This is a genomic window from Orbaceae bacterium lpD04, assembly GCA_036251935.1.
Taxonomy (GTDB): Bacteria; Pseudomonadota; Gammaproteobacteria; order Enterobacterales; family Orbaceae; genus Orbus; species Orbus wheelerorum.
In genome coordinates this window covers 166,055-178,966 of record CP133967.1, presented here as the reverse complement: position 1 = coordinate 178,966, position 12,912 = coordinate 166,055, and the positions used below count along the sequence as shown (strand labels likewise).

Genomic DNA, 12,912 nt, shown 5'->3' with positions numbered 1-12,912 from the left:
GTCTTAAAAAAGAGAACTACATGATACCAGTCATTGCATTAGTCGGTCGCCCCAATGTGGGAAAATCGACATTATTTAATCGATTAACGAAAACTCGCGATGCGTTAGTTGCAGATTTCCCAGGCTTAACACGCGATCGCAAATATGGCCGAGCTGAAATAAAAGGTCATGAATATATAGTTATTGATACTGGTGGTATTGATGGCAATGAAGAAGGCATTGAAAGCTTTATGGCAGAGCAGTCTTTACTCGCAATCGAAGAAGCCGATATTGTTTTATTTATGGTTGATGCAAGAGCTGGCGTTATGCCAGCTGATCATGTTATTGCAAAGCACCTTCGTAGTAGAGAAAAACCAACATTTCTGGTCGTTAATAAAACTGATGGGCTTGACGCAGAGATCGTCATGAATGAATTTTATGAACTAGGTCTTGGTGATGTTCATCCAATTGCTGCAAGTCATGGGCGCGGTGTTACTTCATTGATAGAAACAGTGCTCAATCCAATTTTCAATTTTGAAGAACAGGCAATTTTTAGCGATGAAGATGATGAGCGCCATGATCTACCAGAATCCTATGATGACTCTGTTTTAGATGATTTCGATGACGTTGAAAGCCTTATTAATTTACCAATTAAAGTTGCCATCGTCGGTCGCCCAAACGTTGGTAAGTCAACACTAACTAATCGTATTTTAGGCGAGGATCGCGTTGTCGTTTACGATATGCCAGGTACAACTCGAGATAGTATTTACATCCCAATGACTCGTGACGAGCGCGAATATATCTTAATCGATACTGCCGGAGTTAGAAAGCGCGGAAAAATTACTGAAACTGTCGAAAAATTTTCAGTAATAAAAACCTTACAAGCGATTGAAGATGCTAACGTTGTCATTCTAGTGATTGATGCAAGAGAAGGGATATCAGATCAGGACCTTTCTTTACTTGGTTTTATTATCAACAGTGGTCGATCGTTAGTCATTGCTGTTAATAAATGGGATGGCTTATCACAAGACGTTAGAGAACAGATAAAATCGACTCTCGATGAACGACTTGATTTTATTGATTTTGCGCGTTTGCATTTTATCTCCGCATTACATGGTAGCGGTGTTGGTAATTTATTTGATTCTATTCAAGAAGCTTATGACTGTGCAACGCGCCGCGTAAGTACAGCTTTATTAACTAAAATTATGCAAATGGCGCAAGATGACCATCAACCACCATTGGTTCAAGGTAGACGAGTAAAATTGAAGTATGCTCACGCTGGAGGGTATAATCCGCCAATTGTCGTTATACATGGCAATCAGGTGACTGATTTACCTGACTCTTATAAACGCTATCTCATGAATTATTTTAGACGCTCGTTAAAAATTATGGGTTCACCAATTCGAGTGCAATTCAAAGAGGGTAATAACCCTTTCGAAGGCAGGAAAAATAGCTTGACCACATCACAACAACGTAAACGACGCCGTTTATTAAAGCATGTTAGAGGCCGACGCTAAAAATGGCGAAAAAAGAACATAATATGACGATAGAAGGTAAGTGTCCAACTTGTGATCATATCATGGATCTAAAAAGCCCAAGGCACTATTATTGTCAAAATTGCCAACAAAATTATTATGAAAACTATATTTGCCCGATCTGTAAACACGAAATTTCTCAAATTAAAGGATGTGGGGCAATCAATTATTTATGTAAAACTGATGGCTTAATATCAAGTAGTAAAATACTATTTCAGTATTTAGCACAGTAAAAAAGAGGTTATCTTTAATGAAAATTATTTTATTAGGTGCTCCAGGAGCAGGGAAAGGCACACAAGCTCAATTTATCATGCAACAATATGGTATTCCACAAATATCAACAGGAGATATGTTGCGTGCTGCAGTTAAAGCCAGTACTCCTCTTGGATTACAAGCTAAAGAATTAATGGACGCGGGTAAATTAGTAACTGACAAATTAGTGATTGCATTAGTAAAAGAACGTATCACTCAAGAAGATTGTAAAAATGGTTTTTTATTAGATGGTTTCCCACGCACAGTACCTCAAGCGGATGCGATGAAAGCAGCTGGCATTAATGTTGATTATGTTCTTGAATTTGATGTGCCAGATGAAGTAATTATTGATCGCATGAGCGGTAGACGAGTTCATGCAGGATCTGGCCGAGTTTATCACATAAAATATAATCCACCGAAAGCTGAAGATATTGATGATATAACTGGCGAGCCGCTAACTATTCGAAAAGATGATGCTCAAGAAATTGTCAGTAAACGTCTAGTTGAATATCATCAACTAACAAAACCATTAATTAGCTACTATCAAAATGAAGCTAAATTGGGCAATACAAAATACTTTAGAATTGAAGGCACAAAGCCCGTTACGACGGTAACTAAAGAATTATTAACCATTTTAGGTTAATCTTGCCTACAAATATATAACCATTAAAGCATCATAAATTATGATGCTTTTTCCATATAATTATCCTAATTATATATAAGCGCATGATGCTCATTTAATTAATCTGTAATTTTATCTAAAATAGACTACTATTCTCAATTTTACTCAATACAAACAATATTCTCATTGAATCAATCAAAATTTATACCTTAAGGTTTTCTTAAGCTTAAATCCATAAACTCTAGAGTAATGTAATTCATCTAGATATGGAGAAGTAAAGATGACATTAACTGAAATTGATACCCAATTGTTTTTGCTAATAAATGCAGCTCAAAATACACCTAAACTCGCAGTCACTTGTGCAATATTTTGTGCCCAATATTTAATTTATTTACCGATTTTTATTAGTTTTTTTTATTGGTTTAAATATCCAAAAAGTAGAGAAACGATCACTAAAATAGTGGTGATAGTAATAACTACGCTATTAGTTACTGCGATATTACGTTCGTTAATTAGTTCATCAAGGCCTTTTGACCTAGCAATTGGAACTAATTTTTTACCACATTCCAATACAAACTCTTTTCCTAGCAAACATGCTTCCGTAATATTTGCCATAACATTTGCATTATTTTATGCAACGAAAAATCAAATTAAACAAAAAAAGTTTTTTATTGGTAGTTTATTAATCGCGATACTTATTAGTTGGGCTAGAGTCTACCTTGGTGTCCATTGGCCTCTAGACATATTGGCAGCAATACTAATTAGTTTTATATGTGCTTATTTTATTAGTGTATTTTGGCTAAAAATTAAGACTATTTCGTTATTTTTAGCATTAAAAAGCCACATCATCATACTAGCGATCACCAATAAACGTAAAATAACTAAGTAGTTAATAACAAGACAACAAGTATTATATTAAGAGCGTCAACATTATGCAGAAAAGAATTAAAGTTTTTTTAAAAAAACGTACAGTATCAATATCATTATTTATTATGATTATAGCCTTTTATCAGGCAACTTATTTAAATTCAACTTATTATCAACAAGTATGGTCTAAATTATCAATTAGTAATATTGAAGGTCTTTTATTTTTTTGTTCCATGCCAGTGGTTGTTTTTTGTGTTATAGCTATCTTACTCAATATATTAATCTTTCCTAGATTAATCAAACTTATTGCAAGTTTACTCATTATGATAAGTGTCGCTGTAAACTATTTTATGTCGACTTATCGTATAATGATTGATCGCGATATGTTGCAAAATGCATTAGATACTAATCAAATGGAATCGTTTTCGCTAATTACGCCTAGATTAATTACACAAGTTATTATTTTTGGTTTAATGCCGGTTTTATTAATTATTTTAATAAGAATAAAACCAATACAACATTGGGTATATTATTTATTTCGCCGTTTGCTGACGTCAATTATCGCCGTCATTGTAATATTACTTATTGGTATTTTCTTCTATAAAGATTATGCAACTTTTATGCGAAATAATTCAGGAATTATTAAATATTTAACACCATCTAATTATATTGCCGCGCTTTATCAGCAGTATGATTATTTAAAATATAAAAATTTACCATTTATTGAGTTAGGTGATGATGCAAAGCAGCTACATATTAATAGTAATGGTAAAAAGAACGTAATAATTTTAGTTGTTGGTGAAACAGCTAGAGCCAAAAACTTCTCGCTAGGAAATTATGAAAAAGAAACTAATAGCTTACTCGCTAAGCAAGCAATTACTTACTTTCCCAATACCTCTTCTTGTGGCACATCTACTGCTTATTCTTTGCCTTGTATGTTTTCAAATATGGCACGTGAAGATTATGATCCTAAGAAAGCAAATAAACAGTCTAATATGCTCGATATTTTACAAAAATCGGGAATTAATATTTTATGGGTTGATAATGATGGTGGCTGTAAAGGCGTTTGTGATAGAGTACCAACTATTGATGCAACAAAAAAATATCAAAACGATGAAAAACTATGTAAAGATGGTGTATGTTATGACGAAGTCTTATTGCAAGATTTACCCGACTATTTAGATAATGTGACAAATGATACATTGATCATTTTACATACTATTGGTAGCCATGGACCAACTTACTATCAACGCTACCCTAAAGAATACCAAAAATTTACACCAACTTGCGATACCAATGAAATAAACTATTGTTCACAAGAAGCTTTAGTTAATACTTATGATAATACGATTGTGTATACCGATGCAGTTGTAGATAAAGCAATTAACTTATTAAAAAATTATGACAAACTTTATAATACCGCATTAATGTATATCTCTGATCACGGTGAATCATTAGGAGAAAATAATATTTACTTACATGCTATGCCTTATGCCATTGCACCAGAAGAACAAACTCAGGTACCTCTTTTACTTTGGCTTTCAACGCAATATCAACAACAGCAAGCAATTGATAAAGCGTGTTTAGATCAAAAGGCAAAAGATGATGTATTTTCACAAGACAATTTATTTCATTCATTACTTGGGTTATTTGATGTTCGAACAGAGCAGTACACCGCGCAATTAGATCTTTTAAAAAGTTGTCAAATAACACATAACCAATAGTTGGAATAATCTAATGAAAATACTTATAACAGAAGATGATAATCTATTGCAAAAAGGATTATATAGTGCACTAACTACTGAAGGTTATGCCTGTGAAATTGCTGAAAATGGTAAACAAGCAAATCAGCTTATGGAAAATTATGAATTTGACTTAGTTATTTTAGATTTAGGATTACCTGATTGCGATGGTTTGCAATTGCTTGCCAAATGGCGAAAAAACAAAAATTCGACACCAATTTTGATACTAACTGCAAGAGATACCATCGAAGACCGAGTGGAAGGATTAGACTTAGGCGCTGACGACTACTTGATAAAACCATTTGCACTAAAAGAATTATTAGCTAGAGTCAGAGTATTAAATCGGCGCAACCAAGGTCATAGCGATAATATTATCAGCTGTGGCGCATTTACGCTTGATCTTAAGCAGCAACATGTAAAATTAAATCAAGAGACGATTGCCTTAACACCAAAAGAATTTGCTATTCTTGCTCGGCTAATGGCAAAAGGGCAACAAGTTCATCGTGATATTTTACAAAATGACCTCTATAATTGGAGCAATGATCCTAGTTCGAATGTGCTTGAAGTTCATATTCATAGTCTACGTCAAAAAATTGGTAAACAGTACATAAAAACGATTCGCGGATTTGGCTATCAATTTACACTTAGTTAACATCACTTATTGAGAATAGTATATGAAGTTAAAACCGAAGATTGATCTGCTAAGATATAGCATCCGTTGGAATCTTTTTATTACTTTAGGCTTGCTAATGCTAATTTGCCAAGTTGTGACGGTTTTTTGGCTATGGCATGAGAGCAAAGAGCAGATCGATTTTTTAGTTGATTTAACGTTAAGTAAGGAAGTAACTGAAGCAAAAGTTCACAAAGAAGAAATAGAAGCCATTTTAGCTTTGTTATCGTCAACATTTATAATTATTAGCTGCACGCTAGTTCTTACTTATATAACAATTAAACGAATTACCAAACCACTAGAGTCGTTGCAACATAATCTTTCTATTAGAGCTGCGGAAAATCTTAAACCTATCGGTTCACTAAGCAAAATGCGTGAGATAAAATCGATTACAACAACCTTAGATGGTTTATTCTATCGTTTAGATGAAACATTACAACAAGAACGCCTTTTTACTGCTGATGTTGCACATGAGCTCAGGACACCTCTCGCAGGAATACGATTACATTTAGAGCTTCTTGAGCGTAGTCAAAATATTTCATGCCAAGAATTAATTGAGCGAATAGACCGATTAGTCAATACTGTTGAACAACTTTTAACTTTAGCGAGAGTTAGCCAAAAATTTATTACAGGTGAAGAAAAATTAATTGATTTTCAGAACAATGTTGTAAATATAATTTTTGGTGAACTAGATGATATGGTTAATCTAAAACATCAACGGTTAATATGGAATATTCCTGCCCAGCCTATTTTTTTTCTTGGTGATAGTACACTTATTTGTTTACTGATTCGTAATCTTGTCGAAAATGCCTCTCGTTATAGTCCTGAAAATAGTGAAATAGTAATAGGTATCAGCCAATATAATAAGCAAATTATGCTTGAAGTACTAGATCAAGGCATTGGCATAGATGAGGATAAAATTGCCCAATTGACTCAAGCTTTTTTTAGAATGGATAGACGTCATAAAGGGATTGGCTTAGGGCTAAGTATCGTACAACGAATTATTAAATTACATCAAGGTCAATTAATTTTAAAAAATCGTAATGATGGACAATTAGGAACCATCATTCAATGTATTTTTAATTGCTAAAATATAATCTCACGCAAAAAAGGTGAGATTATAAATTAACTCAGCTAACTATTTAGCAACAATAACCATTGCCGGTCTCATCAAACGGCCATTTAAAGTATAACCTTTCTGGATAGTATTAACAATTTGACCCGAAGAATGTTCTGGAGAGTCAACCATTGTAATCGCTTGATGAACCTCTGGATTTAGTTGACCATCTTCTGTTGCAACAACCTCAATTCCAAATTTTTTCACCGTATCCAAAAATGATTTTAGCGTTAACTCAAGTCCTTCAACTGTTGCTTTATACTCTGGATTATCTTTATTTGTTGATTCTAAGGCTCTTTCTAAATTATCAATAACGGGAAGAAGCTCACTCGAGAATTTTTCTAAAGCAAACTTACGAGCTTTATCAACATCTTGTTCAACACGTTTACGCACATTATCAATTTCAGCCCTTGCTCGTACCATGGCTTCGCTTTCATTTTTCTTAGCAAGCTGTAGGTCTTTTTCTAGATCAGCAATGCGCAGATCCTTCTCTTTGATTGCCGCTTCTAAAGCGATATGTCCTGCGTTATCTTGCGCGCAAGAATCGGTAGAATTATCTACTGACGCAGATTGTGTGTTAATATCGTCGTTCTGTTCTGACATATTATTTGTTTGTTCTGTCATAAGGCACTCCAAAATTATCAAAAATACTTTTTATTTAAGGTATTATGGGGATAAAATTTCAGATTACAAGACTATACCTGAAAACGAAAACAATTAATCGATTTTATTCTTTAAAATCAAAAACTTAACAAGGACTATTTTATGAACACACTATTTAATTGTATCGGATTAATTGGTGTACCAAGGCAGCCTGAAGCGCTTGCAACACATGAATTACTTTATAAATGGTTAACGAAAAATAACTATCATGTGTTAGTTGAAGATAATTTAAAACAACTATTATCATTTGACGTTGAGCACTATGCTTCTTTAGATGAAATAGGGCAGCATGCAGAACTCGCTATTGTGGTTGGCGGTGATGGCAATATGTTAAGGGCAGCACGTTATTTATCTCACTATAATATAAAAATTATCGGAATCAATCGTGGTAATCTTGGTTTTTTAACTGATATTTCACCCGATAAAGCGATATCTAGCTTATCTGAGGTTCTTGCCGGTGAATATATTGATGACACTCGCTTTTTACTTGAGGTCACTTTATATAATAAAAAAGGCGAAAGTACCGTTTCAAGTTTTGCGGTTAATGAAATCGTGGTTCATCCGAGCCAAGTTGCGCATATGATTGAATATGATGCCTATATTAATAATAAAAAGGCATTCTCACAGCGCGCAGATGGCGTGATTATATCAACCCCAACTGGCTCTACTGCTTATTCACTATCAGCGGGTGGGCCGATTATTACTCCTGACTTAGATGGTTTCATCATTACGCCGATGTTTCCGCACTCCTTGTCAGCAAGGCCTTTGGTTATAAAAAGCGATAATATCATCAAAATTAAGTTTCCTAATGCGACCGAGAATTTACAAATTGCTTGTGATAGTCAGATCATTCTTAACGCAGAGCCAACTGATGAAATTTTAATTAAACGCGCACCCTATGAGTTTAATTTGATTCATGCGGCCAATTATAACTATTTTAGATCATTATCTACCAAACTGGGTTGGTCAAAAAAACTCTATTAATAATATAAATTATTGAATTTCTAAATATTGATAAATACATAGAGTTACTCAATCTAAGTAAAGGGGAATTTGCCAATCCCCTTACTTTAATTCAAATATCAAAATAATATTATTTGATGAATATTTAATTTAAAACACCTAGGTACTCAATAATAGCCTTATTGTTTCTTATCGTCAGGAAAAAGGAAATTAAGCACAATAGCAGTTAATCCGCCGGCAGCGATCCCCGATGAAAATAATGATTTAACCCAGTCAGGCATAAAATTGAAAATCTGTGGCTGCTGTGAAACGCCTAAACCAATCCCTAATGATAGCGCAATAATCATCATTGCTCGACGATTAAGCGCAACTCGAGAAACAATTCGTACACCAGATGCAGCAATCGTACCAAACATAACTAATGTGGCGCCACCAAGAACAGGTTCCGGTATATGCTGCACAAAACCACTCACGAATGGAAACAATCCTAATAAAATTAACATTCCAGCAACAAAGTATCCGACATAACGACTCGCAACGCCCGTTAATTGAATTACACCATTATTTTGGCCAAAACAAGAATTAGGAAAAGTATTAAATACCGCTGAAACAAATGAGTTAAACCCATTGGCGAGTACACCACCTTTTAATCGCTTCATATAAAGAGGACCAGAAACTGGTTGCTCAGAAACATCTGATGTCGCAGTAATATCACCAATCGTTTCAAGTGAGGTAATTAAAAATACCAATACAAATGGTAATAATAATCCCCAATCTATACTTAATCCATAATAGAGTGGAGTTGGGATCATAATAGCACTACTGGTCGTTTCAGATATGATGGGTAATAGATCAAGCCACCATGCAAGCCCATAGCCAATCGCCATAGCAATCACTAAAGAAGAAAGGCGTAAGTACGCGTTTTTTTGAATATTAAGTAAAATAATGACAAATAATACAACCCCAGCTAATAATAAATTAATTGGTGCCCCAAAAGTATTGCTCTCCATAGCAGCAAAGCCGCCGCCAACAGAAACTAAGCCCACTTGGATAAGTGATAATCCAATTATCATGACCACAATACCAGACACTAAAGGCGTAATAATTCGCTGCGCTAGATGTAAAATACGAGATAAAATCATCTCAGTAAAAGAGCCTAACATTAGCGTGCCAAATAGTGTTGCCATCATAACTTCAATACTAGCACCGCCATTTCTAAGGGTTAAGCCTCCAGCGATAACAGGAGCAACAAAGTTAAAACTCGTTCCTTGAATCGATAGAAGACCTGAACCAATAGGTCCCCAAGCTCGAATTTGAATCAATGAGGCAACGCCCGATGCAAAGAGTGACATACTGATAATATGCTGAGTATCTTCTGCGGGGAGTTTTAAACTCTGACAAATAATGAGTGCGGGTGTTATTACCGCAACAAACATTGCGAGCAAATGCTGAAAAGCAGCAAAAAGAGTTTGTAATAAAGGTGGTCTATCGTCTAATCGATAGATTAATTCAGTTTTAGTAGACGTTGGCATAAAGTAAAAAGAAACGCTGATTTGACAGGCAACAAATTATAAGTATTTTCTTACTAATTGGCTACTTTTTTATCAATTTAGTTACCTTAATCGACAGAAAAAGGCTATCTAATGGGAGAGGAATGATAAAAACTTATCTACACATGATGAATATGCATAGATAAGTAGAATCAATTGAATTAACGATTACCACGGGTTAAATTAATAACACGCAATTTTGCTAATGCTTTAGAAAGTTCAGCAGAGGCCTGTGCATAAGTCATATCAGCACTTGGATTACTAATATGCTCTTGTGCTTGTCTTACTGCTTCTTGCGCTTTCGCTTCATCAAGGTCTTCACCTCGAATAGCTGTATCAGCTAAAATAGTTACCACTGTTGGCTGGACTTCTAAAATGCCCCCCGATAGATAGATAAACTCCTCATCCCCATCAGCTTTAACAATACCGACCATTCCTGGTTTAATCGTCGTTAGCAGCGGAGTATGACCTGGATAAATACCAAGTTCACCTTCACCACCAGTTACTCTGATTCGCTGAACATCACCAGAAAATAGGTGAGATTCAGCACTAACAACTTCTAATTGATAGGAAGTTAGTGCCATAATACTATCTCCGATCTATTCATCTCTTATAGAGATTTTGCTTTCTCAATCACTTCATCAATTGAACCAACCATATAAAATGCCTGCTCAGGTAAATGATCATAATCGCCATTCATTATCCCTGTAAATGCACTAATGGTATCTTTCAATGAAACATATTTACCTGGTGAACCAGTAAAGACTTCAGCAACAAAGAACGGTTGTGATAAGAAACGTTGGATCTTACGAGCACGAGCAACAATCAACTTATCATCTTCTGATAATTCATCCATACCAAGAATTGCAATAATATCTTTTAACTCTTGATAACGCTGTAAAATTGACTGGACGCCACGAGCACAGTCATAATGTTCTTGGCCAACAACCAATGGATCTAATTGACGACTCGTTGAGTCCAACGGATCAACAGCGGGATAAATCCCTAAAGATGCAATTTGACGACTTAATACGATTGTTGCATCTAAATGCGCAAACGTTGTTGCTGGCGATGGGTCAGTTAAGTCATCAGCAGGGACATATACAGCTTGAATTGAAGTAATTGAACCCGTTTTCGTTGACGTAATACGTTCTTGCAGTTGCCCCATCTCTTCAGCTAGTGTCGGTTGATAACCTACCGCTGATGGCATACGACCTAATAATGCAGATACTTCTGTACCTGCTAAGGTATAACGGTAAATATTATCGATAAATAATAATACGTCTTTACCTTCATCACGGAATTTTTCTGCAATAGTTAAACCCGTTAGAGCAACTCGTAAACGGTTTCCTGGTGGCTCATTCATCTGGCCATAAACCAGTGACACCTTATCAAGAACATTTGATTCTTTCATTTCATGATAAAAGTCATTACCTTCACGAGTACGTTCACCCACCCCCGTAAATACTGAGTAACCAGAGTGCTCAATCGCAATATTACGAATTAATTCCATCATATTAACGGTTTTACCAACACCGGCACCACCAAATAGACCAACCTTACCGCCTTTAGCAAATGGGCAAATCAAGTCAATAACTTTAATACCAGTCTCTAAAAGCTCAGTTGAGTTAGCAAGCTCATCATAACTAGGCGCACCGCGGTGAATAGCCCAACGTTCTTTTTCGTTGATTGGACCCGCTTTATCAACAGGATCACCAAGCACATTCATGATACGGCCTAATGTCTCAGTACCAACGGGTACTTCAATACCATGCCCTGCATTTACAACGTTTAATCCACGCTTTAATCCGTCAGTAGATCCCATTGCAATACAACAAACGACACCGCCACCTAATTGCTGTTGAACTTCTAGAACCAGTTTTTCAGCGCCAGTTTCCACATTTAGTGCGTCATAAATATTTGGTACCGCATCTTCCGGGAATTCGACATCAACAACAGCGCCGATAATCTGGACAATCTTTCCAGTAGCCATCTTTAATCCTCTATGTCTTTATCTCTATATAATCTGTTAAAACATTAAATAATGTTTTAACATGACTTAACGTTAACCTGAAACAGCTGCCGCACCCGATACAATATCAATCAACTCATTGGTGATTGCACTTTGTCGCGCTTTATTATAAACAATTTGTAAATCATTAATTAGATTTGCACCGTTATCAGTTGCTGCTTTCATCGCGACCATTCTTGCAGCTTGCTCACTTGCTAAATTCTCAACAACAGCTTGATAAACTTGAGACTCAATATAACGGCGTAACATTACATTTAATAATGATTTTGCATCGGGCTCATAAATATAATCCCACGTTTTTATTTTCAGCTCAGCGTCATCTGCTGGTGGTAATGGTAGCAATTGTTCAATCGTTGGCTTTTGCGACATCGTATTAATAAACTTATTTGTCACAATATAAAGACGATCAATTTTACCGTTATCATAAGCTTCTAGCATCGTTTTAACAGGACCTATCAGATTTGATAAAGTTGGCTCATCGCCCATTCCTGTTACTTGAGTTAGAATATTTGCTTTAATTGAGGTAAAAAATGATACGCCCCTTGAACCAATCAAGGCGACATCAGATTCAACACCCTTGTTTTGCCAACTGCTCATATCTGTAAGGACTGATTTAAATAAATTAATATTTAAGCCACCACATAAGCCGCGATCTGTTGAAATGATCAAATAGCCAACTCGTTTTACATCCCTATCTTCTAAATAAGGATGCTTCACACCCGTGTTAGCTAACGCTAAATGTCCAATTACGTTACGAATTAACTCTGCATAAGGACGACTTGCTGCCATTCTATCTTGCGTTTTACGCATTTTAGAATTAGCAACCATTTCCATCGCTTTAGTAATCTTTTGCGTACTTTGAATACTTGCGATTTTCGTTCTTATCTCTTTTGCATTAGCCATTTATTTATACCCTCGTC

The 12,912-nt window shown here is 35.4% G+C and carries 13 protein-coding genes; 7 read left to right on the top strand and 6 right to left on the bottom strand.

Annotation, left to right across the window (positions count from 1 at the left end; translation table 11 throughout):
* Window positions 1-20: 20 nt before the first annotated feature.
* From der to adk, 3 genes are read left to right on the top strand one after another with little or no spacing between them, the layout of a single operon-like run.
* On the top strand, window positions 21-1,496 hold the full coding sequence (gene der, locus RHO14_00820; protein ID WVD71360.1) for a ribosome biogenesis GTPase Der: 1,476 nt from the start codon (window positions 21-23) through the stop codon (window positions 1,494-1,496).
* A gap of 2 nt (window positions 1,497-1,498) precedes the next feature.
* Window positions 1,499-1,747: a zinc-ribbon domain-containing protein gene (locus RHO14_00815; protein WVD71359.1), complete on the top strand. Its 249-nt coding sequence runs from the start codon at window positions 1,499-1,501 to the stop codon at window positions 1,745-1,747.
* A gap of 17 nt (window positions 1,748-1,764) precedes the next feature.
* Complete coding sequence (gene adk / locus RHO14_00810) at window positions 1,765-2,409, top strand: adenylate kinase (GenBank protein WVD71358.1); 645 nt, start codon at window positions 1,765-1,767, stop codon at window positions 2,407-2,409.
* Between the two features lie 393 nt (window positions 2,410-2,802).
* Here adk and RHO14_00805 read toward each other — a convergent pair whose 3' ends face one another.
* Window positions 2,803-3,003, bottom strand: coding sequence for a hypothetical protein (locus RHO14_00805; protein ID WVD71357.1), 201 nt, complete (start codon window positions 3,001-3,003; stop codon window positions 2,803-2,805).
* A 317-nt stretch (window positions 3,004-3,320) separates the two neighbouring features.
* Between RHO14_00805 and eptA the strand changes: the two genes are divergently transcribed.
* From eptA to pmrB, 3 genes are read left to right on the top strand one after another with little or no spacing between them, the layout of a single operon-like run.
* Entirely contained in the window at window positions 3,321-4,979 is a 1,659-nt protein-coding gene (gene eptA, locus RHO14_00800) for a phosphoethanolamine transferase EptA (GenBank protein ID WVD71356.1), read from the top strand.
* Between the two features lie 13 nt (window positions 4,980-4,992).
* Window positions 4,993-5,649, top strand: a complete 657-nt coding sequence (locus RHO14_00795) for a response regulator (GenBank protein WVD71355.1) — start codon at window positions 4,993-4,995, stop codon at window positions 5,647-5,649.
* Between the two features lie 22 nt (window positions 5,650-5,671).
* Entirely contained in the window at window positions 5,672-6,757 is a 1,086-nt protein-coding gene (gene pmrB / locus RHO14_00790; protein WVD71354.1) for a two-component system sensor histidine kinase PmrB, read from the top strand.
* Window positions 6,758-6,805: 48 nt separating this feature from the next.
* Here pmrB and grpE read toward each other — a convergent pair whose 3' ends face one another.
* Window positions 6,806-7,408 (bottom strand): nucleotide exchange factor GrpE, encoded by a 603-nt coding sequence (gene grpE, locus RHO14_00785; GenBank protein ID WVD71353.1) that lies wholly within the window; start codon window positions 7,406-7,408, stop codon window positions 6,806-6,808.
* A gap of 141 nt (window positions 7,409-7,549) precedes the next feature.
* Between grpE and nadK the strand changes: the two genes are divergently transcribed.
* Window positions 7,550-8,431: an NAD(+) kinase gene (gene nadK / locus RHO14_00780; GenBank protein ID WVD71352.1), complete on the top strand. Its 882-nt coding sequence runs from the start codon at window positions 7,550-7,552 to the stop codon at window positions 8,429-8,431.
* 158 nt (window positions 8,432-8,589) lie between these two features.
* On the opposite strand, the gene RHO14_00775 is transcribed toward nadK, so the two are convergent.
* The 4 genes from RHO14_00775 to atpG all read right to left on the bottom strand — a co-directional run bounded on the left by RHO14_00775 (window position 8,590) and on the right by atpG (window position 12,895).
* Window positions 8,590-9,942 carry a uracil-xanthine permease family protein gene (locus tag RHO14_00775; GenBank protein WVD71351.1) on the bottom strand — a complete coding sequence of 451 codons (1,353 nt, stop codon included), beginning with the start codon at window positions 9,940-9,942 and terminating at the stop codon, window positions 8,590-8,592.
* Between the two features lie 179 nt (window positions 9,943-10,121).
* Window positions 10,122-10,544, bottom strand: coding sequence for a F0F1 ATP synthase subunit epsilon (locus RHO14_00770; protein ID WVD71350.1), 423 nt, complete (start codon window positions 10,542-10,544; stop codon window positions 10,122-10,124).
* A gap of 26 nt (window positions 10,545-10,570) precedes the next feature.
* Window positions 10,571-11,953 (bottom strand): F0F1 ATP synthase subunit beta, encoded by a 1,383-nt coding sequence (gene atpD, locus RHO14_00765; GenBank protein WVD71349.1) that lies wholly within the window; start codon window positions 11,951-11,953, stop codon window positions 10,571-10,573.
* Window positions 11,954-12,025: 72 nt separating this feature from the next.
* A complete protein-coding gene (atpG, locus tag RHO14_00760) occupies window positions 12,026-12,895 on the bottom strand; it encodes a F0F1 ATP synthase subunit gamma (protein ID WVD71348.1) in 870 nt (289 codons plus the stop codon).
* Between the last annotated feature and the right edge of the window lie 17 nt (window positions 12,896-12,912).

Coding starts and splice junctions, on each gene's coding strand:
- eptA (WVD71356.1), top strand. CDS start 3,321: ATGCAGAAAAGAATTAAAGTTTTTTTAAAAAAACGTACAGTATCAATA.
- atpG (WVD71348.1), bottom strand. CDS start 12,895: ATGGCTAATGCAAAAGAGATAAGAACGAAAATCGCAAGTATTCAAAGT.
- RHO14_00775 (WVD71351.1), bottom strand. CDS start 9,942: ATGCCAACGTCTACTAAAACTGAATTAATCTATCGATTAGACGATAGA.
- pmrB (WVD71354.1), top strand. CDS start 5,672: ATGAAGTTAAAACCGAAGATTGATCTGCTAAGATATAGCATCCGTTGG.
- RHO14_00815 (WVD71359.1), top strand. CDS start 1,499: ATGGCGAAAAAAGAACATAATATGACGATAGAAGGTAAGTGTCCAACT.
- atpD (WVD71349.1), bottom strand. CDS start 11,953: ATGGCTACTGGAAAGATTGTCCAGATTATCGGCGCTGTTGTTGATGTC.
- RHO14_00805 (WVD71357.1), bottom strand. CDS start 3,003: ATGGCAAATATTACGGAAGCATGTTTGCTAGGAAAAGAGTTTGTATTG.
- RHO14_00795 (WVD71355.1), top strand. CDS start 4,993: ATGAAAATACTTATAACAGAAGATGATAATCTATTGCAAAAAGGATTA.
- der (WVD71360.1), top strand. CDS start 21: ATGATACCAGTCATTGCATTAGTCGGTCGCCCCAATGTGGGAAAATCG.
- nadK (WVD71352.1), top strand. CDS start 7,550: ATGAACACACTATTTAATTGTATCGGATTAATTGGTGTACCAAGGCAG.
- adk (WVD71358.1), top strand. CDS start 1,765: ATGAAAATTATTTTATTAGGTGCTCCAGGAGCAGGGAAAGGCACACAA.
- grpE (WVD71353.1), bottom strand. CDS start 7,408: ATGACAGAACAAACAAATAATATGTCAGAACAGAACGACGATATTAAC.
- RHO14_00770 (WVD71350.1), bottom strand. CDS start 10,544: ATGGCACTAACTTCCTATCAATTAGAAGTTGTTAGTGCTGAATCTCAC.